The sequence below is a fragment of the Methylobacterium sp. A49B genome (genome assembly GCF_053346215.1).
This window is the reverse complement of record NZ_JBKFBO010000100.1, coordinates 1-25,674: the sequence shown is the minus strand read 5'-3', so window position 1 is coordinate 25,674 and position 25,674 is coordinate 1. Positions and strand designations below refer to the sequence as shown.

The following is a 25,674-nucleotide window of genomic DNA, read 5'->3' as shown; positions in this document are numbered from 1 at the left end:
TCTAAAGACTCGCGGGAGGTTGCCATGACGCGCACGACCGAGCGCCCGAACACCCTCCCCCGCGGCTGGGCCTCCGGCCCGCTCCTTGCGGGTTTGCTCCTGGCCGGGCCGGCCCTCGCGCAGGACGGGTCGTCCGACCAGATCGAGCGCGGCAAGTATCTCGTGACCATGGGCGACTGCGCGGCCTGCCACACGGCGCCGGGCGGCAAGTACCTCGCCGGGAACTACGCGCTCAACATGCCCTTCGGCGTGATCATGACCCCCAACCTGACCCCCGATAAGGAGACCGGGCTCGGCGATTACGCCTACGCCGACTTCGAGAAGTCGTTCCGGCAGGGTTACAGCAAGCATGTTGGCTACCTGTACCCGGCCTTCCCGTTCGCTTGGTACACCAAGGTCAGCGACGAGGACACGAAGGCGATCTGGGCCTATCTGCAATCGATTCCGGCGGTCAGCGAGAAGCGCAAGGAAAGCCAGATCCCGTTCCCGTTCAACGTCCGCACCGCGCTGGTCACGTGGCGGACGGCGTTCTTCACTGAGGAGCGCTTCAAGCCGGATCCGGGCGCCAGCGCCGAGGTGAACCGCGGGGGCTACCTCGTGGAGGGGCTCGGCCACTGCGCCATGTGTCACAACGAGAATAAGATCGTCGGTAATTCAAGCTTTGCCGGCCGTTTCGGCGGCGGCGTGATCGACGGCTGGTATGCTCCCAACATCACGCCGGACGGCCATCAGGGCATCGGCGCCTGGACCGACGAGCAGGTGGTCACCTACCTCAAGACCGGCACCGCCCCAGGCGACCGGCCCGGCGTCGCGGCCGGCCCGATGCGCCAGACCATCATGGAATCCCTCTCCAAGGTGAAGGAGGAGGATCTCAAGGCGATGGTCGCCTACCTGCGCACGATCCCCGCCAAGCAGACCTACAAGGCCAAGGACCTCGCGGCCTTCGACGCCCCCGGGGCGCCGGGCGCCTCGACCTACCTGACCTACTGCTCCTCCTGCCACCAGCCCGACGGCAAGGGAATCGAGGGCGCGGTGCCGGCGCTCGCGGGCAACACCTCCGTCCAGTCCGAGGGGCCCGAGACGGTGCTGCGGGTGATCTACGGCGGCCTCGCGGCCCAGAGCGGCCTCGCTCCGATGGTGGCGATCGGCCAGCAGATGACCGACGTCGAGGTGAAGAACGTCACCGACTACATCCGCAACTCGTGGGGCAACAAGGCTCCGCCGGTGACCGGCGACAAGGCCTCGGATGCCCGCGCCGCCACCAAGACCATGCTGGCCGGCACCGCCCCCTGCGCGGAGATCGAGCAGGACAAGCTGAAGGCTGCGTTCGACCAGCTCAAGGTGCAGGACACCCTCAGGGGCGTGAAGCAGCAGGACTTCGTGCCGACGCTGGTCCGGCTGGTGCCGCAGATCAAGGGAGCCTCGACGGGCGCCACCGACGACGACGTCGTCAACGCGCTGACAACGGCCTTCTGCAAGGTGGGTCGCGACGACCCGCAATACGGCAAGCCGAGCTGGCCCGCGGTGATCGGCACCTTCGCCAACGTCGCCTACAGCCAGGTGAAGAACCCGGAGAAGCAGGCGGCAAACGTGCCGACCGCCACGACGCCGCCGGCCGGGAAGAACTGAGGTCTCTCTCCCAACATCCGTCCGGGGCTGCCTGCGTGGCCCCGGACCGAAGGGCCGGTGATCGCTGGGAACGGACACCGTTGCGCTTCGTTTGAGCGGGGACTGTCCAGCCCCAGCCCCGGAGTGTCCGTGTCCAGCCTCGTTCGCATTCTGCTCGCGATCTTTTTCCCGCCCATCGCCGTCCTCGTCACGACGGGCTTCGGCCTGCAGTTCCTGCTCAACATCGTGCTGTGGATCCTGGGTTGGCTGCCCGGCACTGTCCACGCCCTGTGGCTGATGAACCGCGATCGCCCCCTGGTCTGAGGGCCGTCGCCCGGCCTGACCCTCGGAGCGATGCCGGGCGCGCATCGATCGATGCATCACCAGTGTTGGACACCCGGATCGAACGGCGTCACCCATGGGGCGGCCGCGACGCGCGCGGCGCTCAAGCTCCCGGGACGACAGCATGACTCAGGACACCGTCACAGGCATCCGCCTGCGGTCCGTCGCCCTGCCGCTCCAGACGCCGATCAGCGACGCCAAGGTGCTCACCGGCCGCCAGAAGCCGATGACCGAGATCGCGATCCTGTTCTGCGAGATCGAGAGCGGCGAAGGCCATCGCGGCCTTGGGATCAGCTACTCCAAGCGCGCCGGGGGGCCGGGGCAGTTCGCCCATGCCCGGGAGATCGCCCCGGCACTCCTCGGTGAGGATCCCAGCGACATCGCTAAGGCCTGGGACAAGCTCGCCTGGGCCGGCGCCTCCGCGGGCCGCAGCGGCCTCGCCGTCCAGGCGATCGGTGCCTTCGACGTGGCGCTGTGGGACGTGAAGGCGCGGCGGGCCGGCCTGCCGCTGGCCAAGCTCCTCGGGGCGCAGCGCGACAGCGTCCGCTGCTACAACACATCCGGCGGCTTCCTGCACACGCCGCTGGAGGAACTCTTGGTCAACACCGACCGGTCCCGGAAGAAGGGCATCGGCGGCATCAAGCTGAAGGTCGGCCAGCCGGACTGGGCCGAGGACATCCGGCGCGTGTCCCGCGTACGCGAACATCTGGGCGACGTCTTCCCGCTCATGGTCGATGCCAACCAGCAATGGGACCGGCCGACCGCCATGCGGATGGGCCGGACCTTCGAGCGGTTCAACCTGATCTGGATCGAGGAGCCCCTCGACTGCACCGACGCGGCCGGCCACGCGGCGCTGGCTGCTGCCCTCGACACGCCGATCGCGACCGGCGAGATGCTGACCAGCGTGTCCGAGCACTGGGACTTCATCCGCCAGGGCGGCGCGGACTTCCTGATGCCCGACGCCCCGCGCGTCGGCGGCATCACGCCCTTCCTGAAGATCGCGACGCTCGCCGAATTCGCCGGACTGACGATCGCACCGCATTTCTCCATGGAACTTCACATCCATCTCGCCGCCGCGATGCAGCGGGAACCCTGGGTCGAGCATTTCGAGTGGCTGGAGCCGCTGTTCAACGAGCACCTGGACCTGGAAGACGGGCGCATGCTGGTGCCGACCCGGCCGGGGCTCGGCCTGTCCCTGAGCGAGCAGGCGCTTGCCTGGACGCGCGAGACGGCGGGATTCGGTAGCCTGGGCTGAGCAGCGACACCCGATCAGCCGGACCCGGCCTCGGCGCGAAAGCGACTGACGATCGTTCGGTCGCTTTCGGGTCGCTGCCCTGCTCACGGCGCGGGGATGCTCGATACGGTTCGGATCGCGGGACCCTCGCAGGCTGGAGGCTGGCGCCAAGCCGCGAGCCTCGCGCGCTTCATCAGACGCCCGTCCCATCCCGTCCCTGCTTGAATCGATGAACGTGCGGACGGCGACCGCGTTCAAGGTCAGCTACGCGGCACGCTCGATCCCTGGAGCCAAGCTCCCGGATCGCGTCGGAGGGAAGGAAGCAGGATCCGGATGAGACTCTTGGCACTCGCGGCCTTCTCGTGTTGGGCCGCAGCCGTCGCGGCTTCTGAGCAGGGCAGCCCGACACATCTCAGTGAAGGCAACTGGGCTCTGAATCGCGGCGATGACAGGGCTGCGAACGGATCGGACTGCGTCGCGGTCCCGAAAGCGCCGTCCCGCATCCAGGTCGGCCTGGAGCGCCTGACCGTCACGGGCCTGCCGAAAAACTCGATATTTAACTATCAATACCGGATCGACGATGGGCCCGCTTCAACGCCAGTAATTCCGTCTGCCGACATGCAGAACGAGGGCAATCTATATTTTAAAGGCGACGTATTCGACGAGATTCTGCGCGGCCACAGGTTCAGGATCCGTATCCTCGACCGTTGGCACGAGGCGATCAGCGAAGATGTCGATCTCGCTGGCCTCGGACATCTGCACGCCCGGATGTTGGACGCCTGCAAATCGGGCCGCCCCGCGCCCGATGTGAAATGAACGGGCGACGCATCTGGACCGAAGGTCGAGTGCGCGGTCGAGGCGATGGGGTCTGGCCCGGAGCGGTCCGTTCGTCCTGACGGAAAACACCCTCCCCGGCCCCCGTCCGGGCGCTTGCGCGTCTGGGACCGGCGGGATCGGGGAGCCCGGATGAGCCATCCGAGACGTCGCCTCAGGGCTTGGATTTCTCGGCTTCGCCCTTCCGCAGGGCGAGCTTCGCCTCGGCCTTGCCGTCCCCCTTGGCCTCGACCTTCGCGGTCTTCATCGGGTGGGCTGCGGTATGCGCCTTGGCGTTCGGCTTCGGCGGCGCCTCCACGGCGTGCGCGACCTTGACCGGTTCCGGCACCACGGCGGCGTCGACAGCCGGAGTCGGCGACGGCGCCGGATTGTCCTTCGCGAACAGCTTGCCGAACAGTTTCTGATAGCTGCTCGGATCGCCGTCCGCGTCCGCCACCGCGATCCGTGCGGGCTTCTCGGGGAGCGCGGCGGTGGTATCGACCCTGGCGTCGGGTTCGACACGGTTCGCCATGAGGGTCGCGGGCGCCGGCTTGACCGCGCCCTTGGCGCCGGCCTTCACCGCCTTCGCGGGTGCCGGCTCGGCGCCCGCCAGCATCGTCGGCTGGCCCTTCGGGCCGACCTCGATCTCCTGCGGCCCTGCCGCCAGGGTCTCGGGGCGGCTCACGTCGCCGAGGTTGTGCCGACCGTATTCCTTGGCGTCGTAGGGCAGCACCGTCTCGGTGCCGCCGAGGCTCGCGAAGGCGCTCGCGTTCTGCGGACGGAAGACCGGATTCTGGCCGCCATCCTGGTAAACTACTCGAACAGCCGGCGTGCCCTTGGCGACGAGGTCCGTGACGGCGCGCTCGTCGCGCTCGCTCTTCTCGGCCACCTGGGGATCGATTTTTGGCTTGCACGAGCCCGCCGCCGCGTCGGCGCCGCCGAACACGTACTTGGTGCCGCACTGGCCGACCTTCGGCTCCTCGCGCAGGGCTTCGAAATAGTCCGAGCCTTCCTTCAGGTTCCGCCAGAACCCGATATTCGGGTCGTTGCGGAACTTGGCCATGTTCTCGGCCGTCATCCGGAACGGGTAGGACTGGAACTGGAAGCTGCGCTGGCCGCCGATGAAGGCCTCGCGGGCCACCGCGTAGATCTCGGCAATGGTCGCATCGGTCATGGCGAAACAGCCCGCCGACGAGCAGGTGCCGTGGACCATCAGGTACCTGCCGCTGCGCCCGTTGGCCCGGTCGACCGCGTTGGGGAAGCCGGTATCGAACGAGAGATAATACGAAGAATTCGGGTTCATCAGGCCCGGCGTGATCGTGTAGAAACCCTCCGGCGCCTGCCGGTCGCCTTCGCGGGTCTTGGGGCCGAGCTGGCCGGACCAGCGGCAGATCGGGTAGGTCTTGAGGAGGGCGTAGCGGCCGTCGCTGCCCCGCTTCCAGACCTCCATCTCCGCTTCCTTCTTATAGGCGCGGATCAGGATCGGATCGGATTGCTGCATCCCCTTGGTCTGCATAAGGGCCAGCGTCTGCGGAGCGATTGGCGCCAGGCTGCGGGCGCTCGGTCCGTTGATCCCGGACCCGTCCTGGCAGGCGGCAAGGGAGAGGGCCAGCAGGGAAGCGGCCGCCAGAATCCGCGCAGTCGCGAGACGCGCCGTCATGGGGAACCTCAATCGTCCTACGCGCGCCCGCGGGCTTTGATTAGCCGACGTCGGGCGCCACTCCCCAACCCAATACGCTCGTTAAGCTTGCACCTTCCTTACCGCAAGGACGCAGGCGCAACACTGCACCGCTCTCTCCGGTGGACGACCGGCTCACCCGCAGACGACACCGATGGCCACGGACCTGCGCACCCCGCGGCGCAGCCCCGCGATCAGCAGCCGAGCGGCCGTGGCGAGCGGCACCGCCGTCCAGCCGAGGCCGGCATCGGTGACCCCGCCGCAGACGGCCGCCCCGATCCCGTTGCCGAGGTTGAAGGCGCCGATTGTCATCGACAGCCTGACCACGCTCAAAGCTGCAGTTTATAGCCCTGGTGCGACGGCGCGAAGCCAAGCCGCTCGTAGAAGCGGTGAGCGTCCAGCCGCCTCTTGTCCGTGGTCAATTGCACCATTGCGCAGCCGCGCTCGCGACAGGCATCGATTGCCCAGGTCAACAGGGCTTCGCCGAGCCCTTCCCCCCGTCGTTCACGCGCGATGCGGACAGCCTCGATCAGGCCTCGCCTCGACCCCTTGCGGGAGAGGCCTGCGATGAACGTGAGCTGCAGAGTTCCAACGATGGACGCGCCGATTTCGGCGACGCAGAGAAACTGGTGTGGATCGGCGTCAATCTCGGCGAAGGCATCGCGGTACTGCTGCGAAGCGGACTCCCAGGGCTCTTCGCGGCTCGACCCAAACTCGTCGTCGGCCAGCAGCGCAACGATCGTCTGGACGTCCGCGAGGACCGCACGGCGGACTCGCATCTCACGTCTGCTCATCGCTCATCGTCCCTTGGATGGCCGCTCGCGGCACTCTCCGGCCATCGGCGGACCAGGGCTTCGCAGCAGGCACCGGCCCCGACGCGGATATCGCTCCCTGCTTCGCGGCGCCGACATTTGGATCGGAGTCCGTCGCTCACAAATGCCCTCTCCCGCGACACTGGCTCGCCCGGACCTGCTCAAGGCCAGGGCTGGTCCGGCGAACGAGGCCGTCCTGTCCTGCTCTGCGCCGCATGGGCGGCTCCGGTCCTCAATCCCCTTCAGCCGAACAGAGCCGGTCGCCGCATCGCCTCGCCGCGGATGATCTCCACCAGAGCCGCGTCGTCGGTCGGATCGGCCAGCCGCAGGCCCACCGGCTCCGAGGGTGTCTGGACAGTGAGCCAGCGTAGCGACGGCCGAAGATCCACCGCCTCCGTCACCGCCATGCGCGGGTGCCCGGTCTCGAGCTGCAGGAAGGTCAGGTGGTTGCGGCTCGCCCGGGCCTGGAGCAGGTCGTCGATCGCCTCCACCACGTCCCGGGGCGTATGGAGATGGGTCATCATCCACACCCGGTTCTCAGTGGCGGGCGTGTCCAGAGCCGTGCGGATCCGGCGCACGCCCTCGGTGAGGAAGGCGTAGTCCGCCGCGTTCGCCGCCGGGTCGTGGTGGTTGAACACGCATTCGAGCCCGTGCCGCTCGCGGTAAAGGCGGTGGCGTCCGCGCCAGATGTCGGGGCCGCGCCGCTCCATCTCCGGGATGCTCTCGAGCTGGTCGCGGTCGAGGAGCGCGGCGAAATCGTCGGCGAGGCAGTCCCGGGCCATGCCCGGCATGGAGAAGATCCAGTCCAGCGGGCCCGACCACTGGCGCAGGTCGAGGGTCTTGAGCACGTGCGCCATCTGGCAGTTGCAGCCCAGCGACACGTGGTTGTGTCGACCCGGCTCGCGGGCGTCCCGCCGGCCGAGAAGCCGCCCGAGGGCGCCGAGCAGGCCACCCGTCGCCCCGGCTCCGGTCACAGGGTCCGGCCGATGGCGAGGAATTTCTCCGCGCGCCGGTCGCGGATCTCGGCCGGCGAGAGCCCGTCGAACTGGGCCAGCGACTCGGCGATGGCCTGGCCGGCGGCGCGGATCGCCGCCTCGCGGTCGCGATGCGCGCCGCCGGTGGCCTCCGGGATGATCGCATCGATGACGCCGAGGCGCAGCAGATCCTGCGCGGTGATCTTCATGGCGGTGGCGGCGTCGGAGGCGCGGCCCTGGTCGCGCCACAGGATCGAGGCGGCACCCTCGGGGGAGATCACCCCGTAGATCGCGTGTTCCAGCATCAGGACACGGTTGGCGGTGGCGAGCGCGATGGCGCCCCCCGAGCCGCCCTCCCCGATCACCACGGCGACGTTGGGCACGCCGAGGGCGAGGCAGGCCTCGGTGGAGCGGGCGATGGCCTCGGCCTGGCCGCGCTCCTCCGCCTCGATGCCCGGATAGGCGCCCGCCGTGTCCACGAAGGCGATGACCGGCAGGCCGAACCGGTCGGCGGTCTCCATCAGGCGGACCGCCTTGCGGTAGCCCTCGGGCCGGGCCATGCCGAAATTGTGCTTGAGCCGGGCCTCTGTGGTGGCGCCCTTCTCCTGGCCGAGCACAAGGACCGGGCGTCCGCGGAAGCGGCCGAGGCCGCCCAGGATCGCGGCGTCCTCGCCGAAGCTGCGGTCGCCGGCGAGGGGCGTGAACTCGGTGATGAGGCCGCCACAATAATCGACAAAGTGCGGCCGCTGCGGATGGCGGGCCACCTGGGTCTTCTGCCAGGGGGTGAGGTTGGCGTAGATCTCAGCGAGCGCCTGGCCGGCCTTGGCTTCCAGCCGGCCGACCTCCTCGGCGATGGAGACCGCGCCGTCGCGCTCGCCGACTGCCCGCAGCTCCTCGAGCTTGGCCTCCAGCTCGGCAACCGGCTTCTCGAAGTCGAGGTAGGTGCGCGTCACCGCCATCGTATCACAGGTCTTCCCGGGGCCGCCGCAGCGAGGCGGCGGGCGCGAGGTGTTGGCGATGCCGGGGGTGGTGTCAACCGGCCTGTTGACCGAGGCAGGGACACGAAGGTGGACCGGCACCGCCCCGCGACGCTCCGGGATGGCAGCGTGGCTCCCGCGACAGACGTCGGGCGAGATCCACGCCGCGGCGATGGGCGTTGCGGTGCAGAACGCCGTCCTCGTCCAGGGGACGCTCCGCGACCGCCTCCGCTTCGGCCCGGCGGGAGAGCTTGGGGCGGCAAGTCTCCTAGGCGGCCGCGCCGCGCCCGGTGCGGCGCTTCCGACGATTTACGATGCCCTATCTGAGGATCCCGTCCGGGGGCTCCTCCCGATGGTGCCTACCAGGCGAACGTGGCGCTCTGGGGCTAGGGGCTTGGCACGTCCGGCAGCACCCGCGGCGACCGCAACACCGCCCGCCTGACCCGGGCGACCGGCGGCTTCCTGATGGGCCTGGAGACCGGTTACGGCTCACTGATCATACCGGGCCTCGACGACCTGCGGGTGGGCGTGGCGGCGGACTAGACCATCACCGCCTTCGACACCCCGGCTCGGGCGGCCGGCGGCGTGCCGGTCAGCCTCCACGGCCACAACGGCTACCGGCGGGCCTTCGGGGACGTGGTGCCGTCGGCGCTGCTGGCGTTCCGGGGCGGGGGCATCGCCTTCCGGACGGCGGGCGCGCCGATCGAACGGGACGCCCAGGTGGCCTCGGCGGGCCTGGAGGCGCAGCTCTCGAAGGCCGTGACGCTGGGGGCGAGCTACGCCGGTCAGATCGGCGCCCGTGCCGGTGACCACGCCGTGCGGGGCTATCTCACGCTCCGCTGGTGAGACGCGCGCTCGTGCCGAACCTATGTCCACTTCGGCGGAGAGCGCTCCAGCCGCGGGACTGGGCGGCGGAGGCCTCACGCCGCCTGCGGCTCGACCCGGTTCCGCCCTGCCGCCTTGGCCCGGTACAGGGCGAGGTCGGCGCGCTTGAGCATGGTGCCGGGATCGGAATCCTCGGCGTGCCGCACGGCGACGCCGATCGAGACCGTGACGGGGATCGACCGGGTCGCCCGGTGCACCGCGAACGGCACGGCCTCGATCCGCTCGCGGATGCGCTCGGCGATGGCCTGGGCTTCGGCGAGGCCGGCCTCCGGCAGGATGACCACCACCTCCTCGCCGCCGTAGCGGGCCACGACGTCGACGGGCCGCGTGTGCTGACGGACCCGCTCGGCGAAGCCGCGCAGCACTTCGTCCCCGGCCTCGTGGCCGTAGCCGTCGTTGATGCCCTTGAAGTGGTCGATGTCGAGGATCAGGGCAGCCAGCGCCGGGCGCTGGGCGACCGGGTCGGCGAAGAGCGAGCCCAGGTGATGGTCGAGGTAGCGCCGGTTGTGCAGGCCGGTGAGCCCATCGATCACGGCCATCTGCAGGGAAGCTTGCATCGCCCCCCGAAGGACGTCCGTGAACCGCTTGCGCTTCACCTGGGTGCGCGCGCGGGCCAGAAGTTCGTTGCGGTCGACCGGCCGCATCAGGAAGTCGTGCACGCCGAAATCAAGCCCGCGGACCACGCGGGCGCGGTCGTGTTCCTCCGCCAGCATGATCAGCGGCATGGCGCGGGTCCGGTCCAGCGACCGGAGCTGACTGCACAGCCTCAAACCGTCGAAGCCCTCGAGATCCAGGCTCACCAGGGCGAGGTCGAACCCCGCTTCGGCGGCGAGGCGCAAGGCCTCCTGCGGATCCGACTCAATCGTCACGCTGTGGTGCTGGCGCAGCGCGCCGGCCAGCCGCTCGGCCGAGCCGGGCCTGTCCTCCACCAGCAGGATCCGGGCGTCGAGGCCGGTCTCCGCGGTGGCGAGCGCCAGAGGGTCACCGATGCCGAAGTCCCGCGAGGCCAGCGCCCGCTGGCGCAACTCGTCGGTCACCGCCTTCAGGCGCACGAGACTGCGCACCCGGGAGAACAGGGCGGTGTCGTCCACGGGCTTCGTCAGGAAATCGTCGGCCCCGGCATCGAGACCCCGCAGCCGGTCGGCGGGCTGGTCGAGGGCCGTGACCATCACCACCGGGATATGGGCGGTGACAGGATTGTTCTTGAGGTGTCGGCACACCTCGAAGCCGTCCATGCCGGGCATCATCACGTCGAGCAGCACGAGGTCGCACAAGCCCTTCTCGCAGATCGCGATGGCGTCCGGGCCGTTCATGGCGGCGAGCGTGTCGAAATATTCCAGCCCTAGCTTCGTCTCCAGAAGCTTCACGTTGGGGAACAGGTCGTCGACGATGAGGACGCGGGCCGACATGGTTCCTCGCTGATGCGCCGCTTCGCGGTCCGTATCGGGCGGAGCGACCCGGGGTGGCGCATCGGGACGAACGGTTGAGCAGGTGACCCGACCCGGCGCGGTCGGGTCACCTGCTCAACGGCTAAGCCCCTCCGGGGTCACTTCGGCTCAAGATAAGCGCGAACCGTTGCCAAAAACTTCGCGACCGAAATGGGCTTCGACAGGTAGGCCTCGCAGCCGCCCTCGCGGATCCGCTCCTCGTCGCCCTTCATGGCGAAGGCCGTGATGGCGATGACCGGGATGCTCTTGAGATCATCATCCTCCTTGAGCCACTTGGTCACCTCCAGGCCCGAGACTTCGGGGAGCTGGATGTCCATGAGGATGAGGTCGGGATGATGCGCGCGGGCGAGTTCGATCGCCTCGATGCCGTGGGCGGTCTTCAGGGTCGCGTAGCCGTTCGCCTCCAGGAGGTCGTTGAACAGCTTCATGTTCAACTCGTTGTCCTCGACGATCAGCACCGTCTTCTTCATGATCCGTTGTCCCGGTGCGCGCCGATCATGATTAGCGGGCGGTGAAGCCCCTCCCTCGCCTTTGTAGCGTTCACATGTTGATGAATGGCAAACCTCTTCAAGGGCATGAGCCCGCGGAACGGCTGGCTCTGGACGTTCTTTTGTGGATCGCTGGGGACGAAGACCGCCTGTTGCCCTTCATGGCGGCGAGCGGGCTCAGCCCCGACACCCTGCGAGCGAGCGCCCGCGAACCGGCCTTCCTGGTCGGCGTCCTCGACCATGTGATGGGCGACGAGGCGGTTCTCGTCGCCTGCGCGAGCGCCCTCGGCATCAAGCCGGAGCGGATCGCCGAGGCTTGGCAGCGACTGTCGCCGCGGCCGGACGACGAGTGGGCGTGACGCCGGCGGCTGTGGAAAAAGCCCTCTCACGGACGCCTGGGACACGGCGGACGGCGATCCGGGATCGTCTCGAAGCCTCGTCGCGGCGCCCCCTCACCCTGCCTGAACCAGCCAGCAGGCGGCACGCAACCGCACGGCGCCGCCCGTCGCGTGGCGGCGCAGCGCCGCGACCGCGGCCGCCTCGGCGCGGCTGCGTAGGTCCGGTTCGGCTTCCCGCACGAGATGCGATGTCGGGCCGAGGTTGAGGGCCACGTGGGCCGCTGCCTGTGCGGCCCCGGCATCGTCCGCGCCCCGGCCGAGGACCACGTCCCGGTCCAGCGCGTCGCAGGTGACGGTCCCGAACCCGTTGCCGCGCAGGAGCGCGGCCATCGCGTCCACATCGGCGAAGCGGAACGGCCCCGGCGCGTCCGGCGGCGGAGGCGGCGGTGCCTCCGGCAGGAGCGGCAGCACGGCCTCCCTGGGTACGCTGACCCACAGGTTCTCGGAGAGTCCCCGCCAGCACAGGAAGGTCAGTCGGCCTCCGGGCTTCAGCATACGGCGCAGGTTGGCGAAGGCGCGGCCGGTATCCGAAAAGAACATCACGCCGAAGCGCGACAGGGCCGCGTCGAAGGTTCCGAGATCGGCGTGCTCCACGTCGGCCTCGACGAACCGGATCGGGGCGGCGCCCGGCGCCTCGGCGGCGATGCGGCCGCGGGCCACCGCGAGAAGCGGCGCCGAGATGTCGGCTCCCGTGACCGCGCCGCCTGGCCCGACCCGATGTGCCGCGTCCAGCGTCGTGGCGCCGGCGCCGCAGCCGATGTCGAGGACGGCGTGTCCGGGTGTAACATCCGCCCGGTCAAACAGGGCCTCGGTCAGCGGCGCGAAGACCGCGTCGAGGACCGCTTGGTTGCGGGCCCAGCGCGTCCCGACCTCGCCGTTCCAGTACTCGGCCTGCGTGACGCCGCCCGCCATGATCATCCCCTCTCCGTCAGGCCGTCGTGGCGGCGACCGACAACTCCGGCTTGTGGTTCAGGGTCTGGAACACGACGCAGTAGCGCTCGGTCAGCTTCAGGAGCTGGGCGAGCTTGTCCTCCGGCGCGTCCGTATCGAGCGTGAAGGACAGGCGGATGCTGCGGAAGCCCACCGGCGCCTCCTTGTCGACACCGAGGGTGCCGCGGAAGTCGAGGTCGCCTTCGGCGCTGACAGTCCCGGATCGGAGCGGGATTTCAAGGGCCGTCGCAACGGCCTTCAGGGTCACGCCGGCACAGGCGACCAGGGCCTCCAAGAGCATATCGCCCGAGCACAGCTCGGCTCCGGATCCGCCGGTCGCCGGGTGGAGGCCCGCCTCCGCGATGGCGCGGCCGGTCTCGACCTTGCAGGCGATCTTGGTGTCGTCGAGGGTGCCCTTGGCCTTGAGGGTGATGACCGCAGCATCCGGCGCGCTGCGGTACTTGTCCTTGATCGGAGCCTGGAGGGCTCGCAGCGCGCTGGCGTCCATGTCGTCCTCTCGATGCCGCTCTGCGCCCGCTTCTCGGGGGGCGGGCATTCCGGAGCGCACCCGCGCCCCGTCAGGGCATCGGTATAGGTGCCGGGCGCGGTCCGCGCAAAGCGCCGTCAGGGGCGCCCGGTCAGCCGCGCCACCGCGTCGGCCAGGGCATCGACCTGCGCCTCCTCGTGGGCTGCCGAGAAGGCCACCCTCAGCCGCGCAGTCCCCGGCGGCACCGTCGGCGGGCGGATCGCCACCACGAGAAAGCCGGCGGCCGTCAGCGCCGCCGAGATGGCGAGCGCCGCCTGCGCCTCCCCGACCAGCACCGGGACGACCGCGCTCTCGGCCTCCGGCAGGCCGAGGCGCGCCGTAAAGCGCCGGGCGAGGGCGAGCGGCCGGGCGCGCCGATCCGGTTCCGCCTCCAGGATCACCAGGGCCTCCAGGGCGGCGGCGGCCGAGGCCGGAGGCAGGCCCGTGGTGTAGACGAAGCTGCGGGCGCGGCTCGTCATCAGGTCGATCACGGGCCGCGACGCGCAGAGATAGCCGCCGTAGGATCCCAGCGCCTTCGACAGGGTGCCCATCTCCAGCGGCGCCCGCGGGCCTCCCTCGACCACGCCGATCCCGTGGGCGTCGTCGACGAGCGTCCAGGCGTCGAAGCCCTCCGCGATCCCCAGGATATCGCCGAGCGGTGCCCGGTCGCCGTCCATGCTGAACACCCGCTCGGTGAGGACGAGGGCGCGGCCGTGCCCGGACCGATGCTCCCCGAGCTGGCGCGCAAGGTCGCCGGGATCGTTGTGGCGGAAGGTCAGCACCCGCGCCCCCGAGAGCCGCGCCCCGGCCCACATGCAGGCGTGGGATAGGTCGTCCAGCAGGATGAGGTCGCCGCGGCCGGCCAGCGCTGGAGTGATGCCCAGATTGGCCAGATAGCCGCTGCCGAAGACCAGCGCGGCCTCCGTGCCCTTATGGGCGGCAAGCTGCTCCTCCAGGGCGCCGAGATAGGGATGGTCGCCGGTCACCAGCCGGGATCCGCCGGCCCCGGCGCCGTAGACTGCCGCGGCCTCCTGGGCGGCCGCGATCACGCGCGGATGGTGGGAGAGGCCGAGATAGTCGTTGCAGGAGAACGAGACGAGCGCCCGGCCGTCCCGTGCAGCCGCGGCACCCGTCCCGCGCTCGGTCTGCACCAAGCGGCGGCGCAGGCTTCCGGCCTCCAGGGCGTCGAGCTTTTGGCGAGCGAAGGCGTCGAGGCTGTCCATGGGGGTGATGGGCCGCGCGGTTCGGCGGATGTCAAGGCGGCCGGATTCGCGCGCGGCCGCGCGCGCTTGTGCGGGACAGCGCGCGCGGATCAATCGTTGTTTGGCGCTCTGGCTTGCGCGATCGCCGTGCGGGCGCTTCCCGACCCGCGGCACGCTGCCCAACCGTGGCCGGCATCGATCGACCCGGATGGCAGCGGATCCCGAGCGCGCGCCGGCTTGACCGATATCGCTCCGGCCGCGCATGCCCCCGCCATGACGCTCGACCCGTCTCGCACGCATCTCTGGCGGCCCTACACGCAGATGCGCGACGCCGCCCCGCCACTGGAGGCGGTGGCGACCCATGGCAGCCGCATCGTCCTCGCCGACGGCCGCGAACTGGTGGACGGCATCGCGTCCTGGTGGACGGCGGTCCACGGCTACAACCACCCGCACATAGCGGGCGCCGTGGCCGACCAGCTGGCGCGCATGCCCCACGTCATGTTCGGCGGCCTCACCCACGCGCCGGCTGAGCGGCTGGCGGCCCGGCTCGCCGATCTGCTCCCGGGCGATCTCGACCACGTCTTCTTCAGCGATTCCGGTTCGGTCGCCGTGGAGGTGGCGCTGAAGATGGCGGCGCAGATGTGGATCAACCGCGGGGTGAGCGGCCGGACGAAGGTGCTCAGCTTCCGCGGCGGCTATCACGGCGACACGATGGGGGCGATGTCGGTCTGCGATCCCGAAGAGGGCATGCATCGCCGCTTCGGCGCCTACCTGCCCATGCAGGTTTTCTGCGATTTGCCGCGGACCAGGGCTGAGGCCGAGGCTCTCGACGCGACGTTGGCGGCGCAGCGCGGGACCCTGGCGGCGGTGATCGTCGAGCCGCTCGTCCAGGGGGCGGGCGGGATGCGCACGCATCCGCCCGAGGTGCTCGCCACTGTCGCCAGGCTCGCGCGGAGTCACGGCCTGCCGCTCATCGCGGACGAGATCTTCACCGGCTTCGGGCGCACCGGCAGTCTCTTCGCCTGCGAGCAGGCCGGGATCGTGCCGGACATCCTCTGTCTGTCGAAGGCCCTCACCGGCGGCACCATGGCGCTCGCCGCCACCGTCGCCCGTACAGAGGTGTTCGAGGCGTTCTGGTCCGAGGATCCGGCGGCCGCGCTGATGCACGGCCCGACCTTCATGGCCAATCCCCTGGCCTGCGCGGCGGCCAATGCCAGCATCGACCTCTTCGAGACCGAACCGCGGCTCGCCCAGGCGCGGACCATCGAGGCTCGCCTCGCCGCCGGGCTGGAGCCGCTGCGACACACCCCCGGGGTGGCGGATGTCCGGGTCCTCGGCGCGATCGGGGCGGTGCAGTTCTGCCGGACGCCGGATCTCGGCGCCCTGAAGGCCCGGCTCCTCGACCGGGGAGTTTGGGTGCGGCCGTTCGGTGACATCGTCTACCTGACGCCCGCGCTCACGATCGATCCGGCGGATCTTGATCGCCTGATCGAGGCGATCGCCGCGGTGGTGAGCGAGCCGCCGTCTCCGGCAACGTGACGGTCCTGGGCCCTGTGGGGACGCCGCCGCTTCACCGGCCTGCAACCCGGAACCGTTTCTGCCGTTGGGCCTAGGGCTGAAGACGCGTGCGGCGGCCCTCGCGGCCGCACGCTGCCGGAGGGAGTAAACAGTGGCGAGTGAGCAGACGGGTTCGGGCGGCAATCGGCCGGTAATCCTCCTCGTCGAGGACGAGGCGCTGACGATCATGGACCTCGGGGACGTTCTTGAGGAAGGCGGCTACGACACCGTCCAGTGCGCCTCCGCCGAGCGGGCGCTCAGCATTCTGCAGGCGCGCCCGGATATTTGCGGGCTCGTCACCGACGTCCAGCTCTCGGGCAAGACGGACGGATTCGACCTCGCCAGCTCCGTGGCCGAGGCACGCCCGCAGCTTCCGATCCTGATCGTGTCGGGACGGTCCGCCCCGGATCCGACCCGCATGCCCGAGCATGCCGACTTCATCGCCCGGCCCTGCACGGGCGAAGACATCCTGGACCGGCTCCAGCGTCTCATGCACTGCTAAGCGGCCGGCCGGTCCGGCCCCGTCATCGCAGCGTCACCGGTCAGCGCCACAGGGTCTCGGGCGGCTGGTGAAGGGGGATGAACGGTGCAACTTCAGGATCATCCGGCGGCCGCCGGCACGAACTCGGGCGCTCCGGTGGGCGATAACCAGAAACGCGATCGTCATGACGCCGACAGGGCGCCTCTGTCGCTGTCGTCCAAGAAGATGCGGCCGCCCGGGATCCGCAGCGTCGGCTGGGCTCTGGTGCAGGCCGCCCGCCTGCATCGCGCCCGCACGGGCGACCGTTTGGCCAAGCTCGGCCTGTTCGCCGGACAGGAGCAGGTCGTGCAGGCCCTCGCCGCCGCTGGGACGATGACGATGGGCGACCTCGCCGCGCTGCTGCGGGTGCGCCCGCCCACAGCGTCGAAGACGGTGACGCGGCTCGCGGCTCTCGGCATCGTCGAGCGCAGGGCCGAATCGGGCGATGGGCGCATCGTTCGCGTTCAGCTCACCGAGGCCGGTCTCGCGAAGGCGCAGGCGATCGAGCAGATCCAGGCGGAGGTGGAATCCGAGCTGCTCGACCACCTCGACAAGACCGACCGGCGCCGCCTGCGCAAGCTCCTTCGAAAGGCGGCCCGTGGCCTCGCCGAGGCGGCCGGCGCTTCCGGACAGGTGACCGAGGCGGACGCCGAGATCGAGGCCGAGGACGAGACCGAGGGACTGACCACTTAAGTGGCGACGCTCAGGCCGCCGGGCGCCAGGCCGGGAACGGGTCCGGCAGATCCCTGTAGGGCGCGGGATCGAACGGCGCCCGGTCCGATCCGGTCTCGATCAGGCAGGCATCCAGCGCCGCGGTGAGCGCCCCGCGGTCCATGCCGATGCCGATGAAGACCAACTCCTGGCGCCGGTCACCCCAGACTTCGCTCCAGACCGCGTACAGGCGCTCCCGGAACTCGGAATCCTCCGGCCAGCGCCGGCGCGGGACCGCTGACCACCGGAAACCCATGGCGGAGATCCGCGCGACGGCCCCCGCGAGGGAGAATTCGCCGACCCAGTCCGGCCGCGTTGCCAGCCAGAAATGTCCCTTCGCCCGGATCAGGCCCGGCCAGGTGGCGTTGACGAAATCGTTGAAGCGCTCCGGGTCGAAGGGCCGCCGGGCACGGTACACGAAGGAGGCGATGCCGTACTCCTCGGTCTCCGGCACGTGTTGGTCGGCGCCGTAGAGGGCCTTGAACCAGAGCGGATGCTGCTGGGCCTTCTCCTCTTGGAACAGGCCGGTATCGAGGATCTCGGACAAGGGTGCTTGGCCGTGGTGCGTCTCGAGGATGCGGGCGTCGGCATTGAGGCCGCGCACCACCGAGCGGACCAGCGCGAGTTGCCCGGCGGAAACGTCGCGCGCCTTGTTGATCACCACGACATCGGCGAACTCGATCTGCTCCACGAGCAGGTCCACGAGCGTGCGCGTATCCTCGGCGCCGGCGCTCTCGCCGCGCTCGCGCAGGAATGCCGCCGAGCCGTAATCCCCGAGCAGGTTCACCGCGTCGACCACCGTCACCATCGTGTCGAGCCGGGCGAGGTCCGACAGGGCCTGCCCCGCCTCGTCCCGGAACGAGAAGGTCGACGCAACGGGCAAAGGCTCAGCGATGCCGGTTCCCTCGATCAGCAGGTAGTCGAACCGGCCCGCCTCGGAGAGGCGGCGCACTTCCGAGAGCAGGTCGTCGCGCAGAGTGCAGCAGATGCAGCCGTTGGTCATCTCGACCAGCGTCTCGTCGGTGCGGGACAGGTCGGCGCCGCCCGTGCGGACGAGGTCAGCGTCGATATTCACTTCGCTCATGTCGTTGACGATCACCGCGACGCGACGGCTGTCGCGGTTGTTGAGCACGTGGTTGAGCAAGGTCGTCTTCCCGGCTCCAAGGAAGCCTGACAGGACGGTGACGGAGAGGCGTGTGTCGCGCTGGGTCATCTCTCCATTTTGATGTTATAACGTTTCAGAATCAAGCGAGTCGGCGGGTTCTCTTCAGAGCAAGACCCTGCATTCTGTTGCAACGATGTAACGTTTCTTGATGGCATCCGAGCGGGCAGGGATTACCGCTTGCGCCGGATCGCGATGCAGCAACAATGAAACGATATAACACTGTGTGGGTGTCCATGTCTTTCTCGCGCGGCTCCGGCCTTCTCGCCAGCACGGTCCTGACTTCGACCGTCTGTGCCGGCCTCCTGACGCCATCCGCCGTGTGGGCGCAGCAGGCCGTCGCTCTTGAGGAGATCAGCGTCACCAGCCCCAGCCCGATCCAGCCGTCGCGCGGCGGGGTCGCGGCGGATGCCGCGGTGCCGATCGGCGTCCTGCCGGTGGCGACCAACACGTTCTCGCCGGTCACCGTGGTGACTCAGGACCAGATCGCGCGCGACCAGCCGCGGACCCTGGGTGACGCCCTGTTCGACCGGCCTGGCATCTCGGGCACGACGTACGCGCCGGGCGCGGCGTCCCGGCCGATCATCCGCGGCCTCGACAATGCGCGGGTGCGGATCCAGGAGAACGGCATCGTCAACGGCGGCGTGTCCGACCTCGGCGAGGACCACGCCGTGCCGGTCAACCCGTTGGTCTCCGACCGGATCGAAGTGATCCGCGGTCCCGCGACCCTGCGCTACGGCTCGGGCGCCATCGGCGGCGTCGTCTCGGCCGACAACAACCGGGTGCCGACCTTCATCCCGGCGAACGGGGTGCAGGGCCAGGTCACCAGCGGCTTCTCCAGTGTGGATAACGGCCGGCTCGGGGCCGCCACGGTGGATGCCGGCGGCGACGGCATCGCGGTCCACGCCGACGGCTTCAAGACCGCCAACGACAGCTACGCGATCCCCGGCGGGATCCAGCGCAACTCGTACAACGAGTCGCAGGGCGGCGCGGTCGGCATCTCGGCGATCGGCGACCGCGGCTTCATGGGCATCTCCTTCAGCCACTACGACGCGGTCTACGCGATTCCCGGCGGCGTGGCCGAGCAGGACCGCACCCGCCTCACCCCGAACCAGGACCGGGTCCTGTCGCGCGGCGAGTACCGCCCGCTCGACGGCCCGTTCGAGGTGATCCGCTACTGGGCTGGTTACTCGGTTTACCGCCACAACGAGGTCGGCATCGGCGAGGACGGGATCGAGGGTATCCAGGCGATCTTCAAGAACCGCGAGGCGGAAGGCCGCCTGGAACTCCAGCATGTTCCGGTCTTCACGGAGTTCGGCAAGTTGACCGGCGCTCTCGGCTTTCAGTCCGACCGGCGCGTGATCAACACGCAGCTCGAGTCGTTCCTGCCGAAAACCGAGTCCCGTGCCAATGCGGTCTACCTGTTCGAGGAGCTGGAGCTGCGCCCGGGTACGAGACTACAGGCGGCCGGGCGCTACGAGGTCGACCGGCTGTCGAGCACGGCCGCCCAGTTCCCCGCCGACTACGTGCCGGTCGACGGCCAGGAGCCGTTCCAGTACGCGCGGACCCGGCGCTTCGCCCCGAAGAGCGCCAGCATCGGCGCCCTGCAGGACCTGCCCTACGGCTTCGTGGCCAGCCTCACCGGCTCCTATGTCGAGCGTGGGCCCACGGGCTACGAGCTGTTCTCGCAGGGCCCGCACGACGCCACCGCGACCTTCGAGATCGGCAACCCGAACCTCAAGAAGGAGCGCGCCCGGACCGTCGAGGCCAGCATCCGGCGGGCCGAGGGGCCGTTCCGCCTGGACGCCACCGGCTACTTCACCCGCTACACCGGCTTCATCTACCGGAACTACACGGGCCTGACCTGCGACGACGACTTCGCCTCCTGCGGCGTCGGCACCGACAACCGGCAGATCGTCTACCAGCAGCAGAACGCGACCTTCTACGGCGCCGAGATGATCGGCCAGTACGACCTCGTGCCGGTGGGCAACGGCTTCGCCGGCGTCGAGGCGCAGTTCGACTTCGTCCGCGCCCAGTTCGACAACGGCACGAACGTGCCGCGCATCCCGCCCTACCGGCTCGGCGGCGGCGTCTACCTGCGGGCCGACGGGTGGTTCGCGCGGGTGAACCTGCTCCACGCCTTCAGCCACGACGCCACGGCCGTGTACGAGACGCCGACCCCCGGCTACGACGACCTGCGCGCCGAGCTGAGCTATACCAAGGTCGTCGATCCCGCGGTCTACGGGGCGAGCGCGATCACCCTCGGCGTCCAAGGCCGCAACCTGCTGAACGACGACATCCGCAACTCGACCTCGTTCAAGAAGGACGAGATCCTGCTGCCGGGGCGGAACGTGCGGTGGTTCCTGACGGCGCGGTTCTGAGGGCCGCGTCGGTCATCGAGGTTTCGGGGCCGGCAGGCCGCGGCGCAGCCTGCGCCAGCCCGCGACCATCCCCGTCACGGCGATCCCGGCGGCCAGGAGGTTCAGGATCCACTGGGCCGCATCGTGGAGCGGGCGACTGCCGGTGAGCCCTGGCAGGTCGAGGCGGTGCGCCGCGTCGAATAGCCATCGGTTGATCCGGCCCGAGCGGTCCAGGCGCTGGAGGATGGTCCCGTCCCGGGGATCGACGTGGAGCCAGGTGGCGTTCGGGTCGCCGAACCGCAGCCGGAGCACCGGGAGCGGCCGCGGATCGGAGCCGTGCGGATACCAGTAGAGGTCGTAGGCGGTCATCTCCGCGACCGCCCGCAGGCCGCCGGGCAGCGCCGGGCCGGCGGCCCGCGCGATCGCGGCCGCGTCGAGCGCCGCGCCGTCATCCGCGCGCCGCGCCGAAGCGCCGGCCGGGCCGTCGGCGATGATCCACCACGAGCCGCCGATCGCGGCGAAGCGCAGCGCTCGCGTCCCGGGGCCGGCGAAGCCGCGCAGGGCCTCGGCGGTGAGGCCGAGGCCCTGCGGCTGTCCGGCATAGGCGGCGCGGATGGCGGCGGGCGCCGCGGTCGACGCGAACCAGCGGTTCGGGTTCATCGAGATCCAGCCGCTGAGGATGAAGGTGCTGAGCCCGATCCCGCCGGCGAGGCCGAACAGGTGGTGCCAGCGGGCGAGCCCGCGATAGGGCGTGACGGCCCCGCCCGCGTAGCGCCGCCGGAGGCGCAGGCGCCAGATCCCGATCGCCAGCCCGGTCAGCGCCCCCAGGGCGGCGAGGCCCGACAGCCACAGCAGGACCGTCCGCCACAGCTCCGCCCGGGCGCGCAGCGGCGTGAGGTAGATCCAGTGCGTCACGGCGCCGACCCAGTTCCAGGCCCGCTCCGACCGGGTCGTGTCGAGAGCGATCGCGCCGGTGACCCGCGAGACGTAGAGCTCGGTCCCCGCCGGGTCGCCGAGGGCGACCTTCAGGAAGGGGCGGAGCGGGTCGTACCGGGCCGTGACGGTCCACTGGTCGCGCTCGACCGGCGCGACGCGCGCGTCCGGCATCCCATCGGCCGCGAGACGCAGCGCGTCTTCGGGCGTCACCGGCCCGAGCCGCGCGCCGGTCCGCGCCGAGACCGTGGCCCGCGTGCCGCCGCGGTCGGCGACCCGGTAGACGGGCTCCCCGCCCCGCATCTCCAGGCCGAAGGCGGCCGGCACGCCGGCGAGCCCGCCGGCCCGCAGCGCCGCGTCCGGCGCGACCGCGACCTGATCCCAGGCGATCGGGGCGAGCCGCGACAGCCGCTCGGCCTCGGTGAGCGCCGGGAACGGCACGTAGAGCATCACCAGCCCGGAGCCGATCCACAGCGCGAAGAACAGCCCCGCGGCGATCCCGGCCCAGCGGTGGAACAGGAGCAGCCAGCGCCGTCCCGCCTTGCCGAGCCGGCGCGGCAGGCTCACCACGTCACCGTGTAGGCGACCTCGACCGAGCGCGGGCGCCCGAGCAGCCAGTTGGTCCCGACCCCGTTCACGGCGTTGCCCGAGATCGCATAGACCTTGTCGAACAGGTTGTAGACCCGCACGGACAGGCGCGAATCCGCCGTCACCTGATGGTCCAGGACCGCGTTGACGAGGTTGTAGGCGGGGCGACGCGCGGTGTTGCCGAAGTCGCTGTAGACCTGCCCGACGTTCTGCAGTCCGACCCGCGCGGTCCAGTCGCGGGTGACGTCCCAGGTCAGCCAGAGATTGGCCACGCGCTCGGGCACGTCGATCGGCTGGTTGCCGGCGTACGAGACGGTGGCGCCGTTCACCGTCTGGTCGAACCGGTCGTACTGCGCGTGGAGGAGCGCGAGGTTGCCGTCGAGCCGCCAGTCCGGCGCGAAGCGCCAGCCGAGCGCGAGCTCGAAGCCCTGCGAGGACTGGCTTCCCACCTGCGTGGACAGCGTCGGCTGGCCCGGGATCGCCGAGATCAGGTTGTCCTTGACGATCCGGTAGCCCGCGACGGTCCATTCGAGGGCGCCGTCGAAGGCGAGCCCCTTGGCGCCGATCTCGACCTGATCGCCGGTCGCCAGCTTGAACCCCGCCAGCGACTGCGACAGCGTGATCAGACTGTTCACCGGGTCGGTGGCGAAGCTGTACTGGGCGTAGAGCGCGGTGTCCGGCGTCGGGTTGTAGACGAGGCCGAACCGGTAGCCGAGCGCCCGGTAGGTTTTCTCGAACCGCGATCCCGTCTGCAGGTCCTCGCGGTTCAACGTCGGCACGTCGAGGCGCACGCCGGTGAGGAACGAGAGCCTGTCCGACAGGATCACCCGGTCCTCGGCGAAGACCGAGGCCTGGCTCGTCTGCGTGGCGTAGGCCGGACGGGCTCGCCCGTTCTGCGGGAACAGGCCCGGATCGTAGCCGGTGAGCGGCACGCTCGTGGTCTGGTCGAAGTAGAAGTTGTTTGTGTGGCGGAAGTCGATGTGATTCACGTCGAAACCGGCCACGAACTGGTTGCGCAGGCCGAACAGGTCGCCTCGGAACGTGGCGTCGAGACGGTCTCCGACCTGCTCCTGACTGTGGTAGATCTCCAGGTAGTCGCCCCGGTCCACGAGCCCGGTGCCGCGGTTGTAGCTGTACTGCTCGACGTCGAGCCAGTGGCGCCGGCTGGTCAGCCGGTAGGCGGTGTTGCGGATCGTGATGTCGGCCGAGGGGGACCACTCGGTCTTGAGCTGGGTCCAGTTGTCGGCCCAGGTGATCTTCGCGTCGCGGACGTTGTAGTTGTTGAACCGGATGAGATCCGGGATCCGTCCCTCGACCAGCGGGGTGCCCCAGTAGCGGGCGGGCTCCTGGTAGCCGAGATCGTGGCTCAGGGTGAAGGCGAGGTCGGCGCTCGGCCGGAACAGCAGGGCGGCGGAGACCGCGAGGTTACGGAAATCGCCCTCCGGCCGCATCCAGCCGTCGGCGCGGTTGCCGCTGACGTTGAGGCGGTACGCGAAGGTGTCGCCGTACTCAGCCTGGCCCAGCGGGCCGCCGGAATCGAGGGCGAGCCGCGCGACCCCGTCGGTGCCGATCACCGCGCGGGCGGCGTTGATCGGCACGAAGACCGGCTTCTTGGGCACCACGTTGATGACGCCGCCGATGGCGCCGTCGCCGTAGAGCACCGAGGACGGCCCGCGCAGCACCTCGATCCGCTCGACGTTCCACGTGTCGAACGGGAAGGTCACGGTGTTGGCGCCGACGTAGAAGCGCGTGCCGTCGTAGAGCTGCTGGATCGAGTTCGGGCCGGCGAAGCCGCGGGACGTGAACGCGCCGTTGCCGTTGCCGGGCGCCGCGATGGTGGTGATGCCGGTCGCGTCCTGGGTCACGGCCTCGGCGATCGTGTCCTGGCCGCGCAGCCGCGCGGTCTCGCCCGACACGATGTCGAGGCTGGCCGGCGTCTCCAGCGGCGTCAGGCCGAGGCGGCTCGCGGTCCGGTCAGGCGTGCGCAGGTTGAGCCCGTTCGGCGGGAGGCGGCTCGGGTCGCCGCCCGCGCCCGCGACCGACAGCTCATCCAGCGTGACCACCTCCTGTGCGGCGGCCGGACTGGCGAGGAGCGCGAGGAGAACGCCGCAGAGCGGGGCCCGCCCGCCGAGGCAGGAGCGATGGGTCGATGGAGACATGGGGAAAGCGGTCCGTGCGCGGCGCGCGCCGGCCCCCGCGTCCTACAAGCATTGTAATAACATTACAATGTGCTCGCTGTCTGGTAGCCTCTGCCTGTGCGGGCGCGCGACGGCGTCCTGCGACAGGGCTCGAGGGGTTCGGGACGGCGGAGATGGGCATGGGGAACGGCGTCGCGGGCGCGCTTGCTGTGGCACGTCACCGCGAACGAGGCCTCGGCGGCCGCCTCCCCTCGGGACTGGCGTCGCCTCGACACCCGCCAGGACACCCCGCCCGGCGCGTTTCGCGTGTGACCACGGCTGACGGCAGGTCTCCTGGCTCGCGGGTCGCCGCCCTCGCACCGTCTTCCCGGGGTGACCCAGTGACGTGGTGGTGAAGGGCTCGCCGCTTACAGTTGCGGGGGCAGCCGCGGCTTCGGGGCGAACCCCTCACCGCGTTCCCTTTTGATCCCCGAGGGGAACCGTCGAGCACAGCTTGGCCGTAGCGGGGGCGGGCGTCAACCGTGTGTCCCGTTGTTGCCGTGGATCGGCGCGCTGTGCGCCGGTCCGTTGCGGCCTCGCCGACGACGGGCTAGCCCGTGCGGGATGACGGTCTGGCGGCCCCCTGCGGAGATTCGCGTGAAGGCGCTGGGCCTGCCCCGGCGCGGCAACAGCCTGCTCGTGGCCGAGGTCCGCGCGGATGACGGGCGGCTGAAAGGCGTCCGGCCGCTCGGCGGCAGCGTCGCGTTCGGCGAGCGGGTCGAGGACGCCCTGATCCGGGAGTTCCGGGAGGAGCTCGGCGTCACCGTCTCGGTGCTCGGCGGCCCCCGCGTCATGGAGAACATCTTCACGCACGAGGGGCAGGTCGGACACGAGGTGCTGTTCCTGTTCCCCGTCGCCCTGCCGCCGGGGCGGTTCGACGGGCAGGAGCGCTTCGTGTTCCACGAGGATTCCGGCACCGCCTGCGTGGCGCGGTGGTGCGATCTGGACGGGCTCGACGTGCCGGGCGGTCCCGACCTCTTCCCCGCCGGCCTGAAGGCCCGCCTCCGCGACGCGTGGCGCGCGGAGCCCTGACGGACCGGGCCGGCCCACCGCCTTTGCCGCTCGGCGCGGGCGATGCTACAGCCGGGCAATCCCATCGGTCCGGACGTCCGCGACGCCGCGGCCCATGCGCCCGGACGCTCCGTCCGACGCGGAGACGGGTGCCGGCGGAAGCATGACGATACGACCTCCCAGAAGCGGCGGGCCGACGGGGCGCAAGCCTCAGGCCGGCAAGTCCAGCGCCAGCAAGTTCAGGGGCGGCAAGGCCCAGGCCGACGGCCGCGCCCGCACGGGCCCGCGCACCAGCGCCCGCGACGCCGCCGAGCGCGCGGCCCGCAACCGCGGCGAGGAT

Annotated in this window: 24 protein-coding genes and 1 riboswitch; of the genes, 11 read left to right on the top strand and 13 right to left on the bottom strand. The window is 70.3% G+C overall.

Annotated elements, in window-relative coordinates; genetic code table 11:
- Positions 1 to 24: 24 nt before the first annotated feature.
- The 4 genes from ACLBX9_RS16920 (at position 25) to ACLBX9_RS16905 (ending at position 4,000) form a co-directional block, all read left to right on the top strand.
- On the top strand, positions 25 to 1,629 hold the full coding sequence (locus tag ACLBX9_RS16920; RefSeq protein ID WP_010686368.1) for a cytochrome c: 1,605 nt from the start codon (positions 25 to 27) through the stop codon (positions 1,627 to 1,629).
- 129 nt (positions 1,630 to 1,758) lie between these two features.
- Positions 1,759 to 1,932, top strand: a complete 174-nt coding sequence (locus ACLBX9_RS16915; RefSeq protein ID WP_010686369.1) for a YqaE/Pmp3 family membrane protein — start codon at positions 1,759 to 1,761, stop codon at positions 1,930 to 1,932.
- A gap of 142 nt (positions 1,933 to 2,074) precedes the next feature.
- A complete protein-coding gene (locus ACLBX9_RS16910; protein WP_447719774.1) occupies positions 2,075 to 3,205 on the top strand; it encodes an L-talarate/galactarate dehydratase in 1,131 nt (376 codons plus the stop codon).
- 321 nt (positions 3,206 to 3,526) lie between these two features.
- Positions 3,527 to 4,000, top strand: coding sequence for a hypothetical protein (locus ACLBX9_RS16905; protein ID WP_447719773.1), 474 nt, complete (start codon positions 3,527 to 3,529; stop codon positions 3,998 to 4,000).
- Positions 4,001 to 4,172: 172 nt separating this feature from the next.
- Here the strand turns inward: ACLBX9_RS16905 and ACLBX9_RS16900 are convergent, their stop codons facing one another.
- The 5 genes from ACLBX9_RS16900 to ACLBX9_RS16880 form a co-directional block, all read right to left on the bottom strand.
- A complete protein-coding gene (locus tag ACLBX9_RS16900; protein WP_447719772.1) occupies positions 4,173 to 5,657 on the bottom strand; it encodes a L,D-transpeptidase family protein in 1,485 nt (494 codons plus the stop codon).
- A gap of 153 nt (positions 5,658 to 5,810) precedes the next feature.
- A complete protein-coding gene (locus ACLBX9_RS16895) occupies positions 5,811 to 5,987 on the bottom strand; it encodes a hypothetical protein (RefSeq protein ID WP_447719771.1) in 177 nt (58 codons plus the stop codon).
- Positions 5,988 to 6,004: 17 nt separating this feature from the next.
- Positions 6,005 to 6,469, bottom strand: coding sequence for a GNAT family N-acetyltransferase (locus ACLBX9_RS16890; protein ID WP_010686374.1), 465 nt, complete (start codon positions 6,467 to 6,469; stop codon positions 6,005 to 6,007).
- A 260-nt stretch (positions 6,470 to 6,729) separates the two neighbouring features.
- Positions 6,730 to 7,461, bottom strand: a complete 732-nt coding sequence (locus tag ACLBX9_RS16885; protein ID WP_447719770.1) for a DUF1796 family putative cysteine peptidase — start codon at positions 7,459 to 7,461, stop codon at positions 6,730 to 6,732.
- Positions 7,458 to 8,420 carry an acetyl-CoA carboxylase carboxyltransferase subunit alpha gene (locus ACLBX9_RS16880; protein ID WP_010686376.1) on the bottom strand — a complete coding sequence of 321 codons (963 nt, stop codon included), beginning with the start codon at positions 8,418 to 8,420 and terminating at the stop codon, positions 7,458 to 7,460. Before ACLBX9_RS16880 ends, ACLBX9_RS16885 begins: the two co-directional genes overlap by 4 nt.
- Before the next feature lie 603 nt (positions 8,421 to 9,023).
- Here ACLBX9_RS16880 and ACLBX9_RS16875 point away from each other — a divergent pair.
- Complete coding sequence (locus ACLBX9_RS16875) at positions 9,024 to 9,284, top strand: autotransporter domain-containing protein (protein WP_447719769.1); 261 nt, start codon at positions 9,024 to 9,026, stop codon at positions 9,282 to 9,284.
- Positions 9,285 to 9,358: 74 nt separating this feature from the next.
- Here ACLBX9_RS16875 and ACLBX9_RS16870 read toward each other — a convergent pair whose 3' ends face one another.
- Positions 9,359 to 10,732 carry a PleD family two-component system response regulator gene (locus ACLBX9_RS16870; RefSeq protein WP_447719768.1) on the bottom strand — a complete coding sequence of 458 codons (1,374 nt, stop codon included), beginning with the start codon at positions 10,730 to 10,732 and terminating at the stop codon, positions 9,359 to 9,361.
- Positions 10,733 to 10,869: 137 nt separating this feature from the next.
- Entirely contained in the window at positions 10,870 to 11,241 is a 372-nt protein-coding gene (locus ACLBX9_RS16865) for a response regulator (RefSeq protein ID WP_010686379.1), read from the bottom strand.
- A 74-nt stretch (positions 11,242 to 11,315) separates the two neighbouring features.
- Here ACLBX9_RS16865 and ACLBX9_RS16860 point away from each other — a divergent pair, with 74 nt between their 5' ends.
- On the top strand, positions 11,316 to 11,618 hold the full coding sequence (locus ACLBX9_RS16860; protein ID WP_432419915.1) for a DUF3572 domain-containing protein: 303 nt from the start codon (positions 11,316 to 11,318) through the stop codon (positions 11,616 to 11,618).
- A gap of 93 nt (positions 11,619 to 11,711) precedes the next feature.
- On the opposite strand, the gene ACLBX9_RS16855 is transcribed toward ACLBX9_RS16860, so the two are convergent.
- From ACLBX9_RS16855 to ACLBX9_RS16845, 3 genes are all read right to left on the bottom strand, one after another.
- The gene (locus ACLBX9_RS16855) at positions 11,712 to 12,569 is read right to left on the bottom strand and encodes a class I SAM-dependent methyltransferase (protein ID WP_010686381.1); all 858 of its coding nucleotides are present in this window, start codon (positions 12,567 to 12,569) and stop codon (positions 11,712 to 11,714) included.
- A 16-nt stretch (positions 12,570 to 12,585) separates the two neighbouring features.
- The gene (locus ACLBX9_RS16850; RefSeq protein WP_039894376.1) at positions 12,586 to 13,095 is read right to left on the bottom strand and encodes an OsmC family protein; all 510 of its coding nucleotides are present in this window, start codon (positions 13,093 to 13,095) and stop codon (positions 12,586 to 12,588) included.
- Positions 13,096 to 13,211: 116 nt separating this feature from the next.
- Positions 13,212 to 14,336: an aminotransferase class I/II-fold pyridoxal phosphate-dependent enzyme gene (locus ACLBX9_RS16845; RefSeq protein ID WP_447719767.1), complete on the bottom strand. Its 1,125-nt coding sequence runs from the start codon at positions 14,334 to 14,336 to the stop codon at positions 13,212 to 13,214.
- Positions 14,337 to 14,588: 252 nt separating this feature from the next.
- Here ACLBX9_RS16845 and ACLBX9_RS16840 point away from each other — a divergent pair, with 252 nt between their 5' ends.
- The 3 genes from ACLBX9_RS16840 (at position 14,589) to ACLBX9_RS16830 (ending at position 17,085) form a co-directional block, all read left to right on the top strand.
- Positions 14,589 to 15,854: an adenosylmethionine--8-amino-7-oxononanoate transaminase gene (locus tag ACLBX9_RS16840; protein WP_447719895.1), complete on the top strand. Its 1,266-nt coding sequence runs from the start codon at positions 14,589 to 14,591 to the stop codon at positions 15,852 to 15,854.
- 130 nt (positions 15,855 to 15,984) lie between these two features.
- Positions 15,985 to 16,374 carry a response regulator gene (locus ACLBX9_RS16835; protein WP_039894381.1) on the top strand — a complete coding sequence of 130 codons (390 nt, stop codon included), beginning with the start codon at positions 15,985 to 15,987 and terminating at the stop codon, positions 16,372 to 16,374.
- An 84-nt stretch (positions 16,375 to 16,458) separates the two neighbouring features.
- On the top strand, positions 16,459 to 17,085 hold the full coding sequence (locus ACLBX9_RS16830) for a MarR family winged helix-turn-helix transcriptional regulator (protein WP_010686385.1): 627 nt from the start codon (positions 16,459 to 16,461) through the stop codon (positions 17,083 to 17,085).
- A gap of 10 nt (positions 17,086 to 17,095) precedes the next feature.
- Here the strand turns inward: ACLBX9_RS16830 and ACLBX9_RS16825 are convergent, their stop codons facing one another.
- Positions 17,096 to 18,316, bottom strand: a complete 1,221-nt coding sequence (locus ACLBX9_RS16825) for a GTP-binding protein (RefSeq protein ID WP_447719766.1) — start codon at positions 18,314 to 18,316, stop codon at positions 17,096 to 17,098.
- 185 nt (positions 18,317 to 18,501) lie between these two features.
- On the opposite strand from ACLBX9_RS16825, the gene ACLBX9_RS16820 reads away from it, so the two are divergent.
- Complete coding sequence (locus tag ACLBX9_RS16820; protein WP_447719765.1) at positions 18,502 to 20,646, top strand: TonB-dependent receptor; 2,145 nt, start codon at positions 18,502 to 18,504, stop codon at positions 20,644 to 20,646.
- A gap of 12 nt (positions 20,647 to 20,658) precedes the next feature.
- On the opposite strand, the gene ACLBX9_RS16815 is transcribed toward ACLBX9_RS16820, so the two are convergent.
- Entirely contained in the window at positions 20,659 to 22,128 is a 1,470-nt protein-coding gene (locus ACLBX9_RS16815; protein ID WP_447719764.1) for a PepSY domain-containing protein, read from the bottom strand.
- Entirely contained in the window at positions 22,122 to 24,305 is a 2,184-nt protein-coding gene (locus ACLBX9_RS16810) for a TonB-dependent receptor (RefSeq protein WP_447719763.1), read from the bottom strand. Before ACLBX9_RS16810 ends, ACLBX9_RS16815 begins: the two co-directional genes overlap by 7 nt.
- A gap of 285 nt (positions 24,306 to 24,590) precedes the next feature.
- Positions 24,591 to 24,783, bottom strand: a riboswitch (cobalamin riboswitch).
- Positions 24,784 to 24,920: 137 nt separating this feature from the next.
- Here ACLBX9_RS16810 and ACLBX9_RS16805 point away from each other — a divergent pair.
- Entirely contained in the window at positions 24,921 to 25,355 is a 435-nt protein-coding gene (locus tag ACLBX9_RS16805) for an NUDIX hydrolase (protein ID WP_419149836.1), read from the top strand.
- Positions 25,356 to 25,674: the final 319 nt, after the last annotated feature.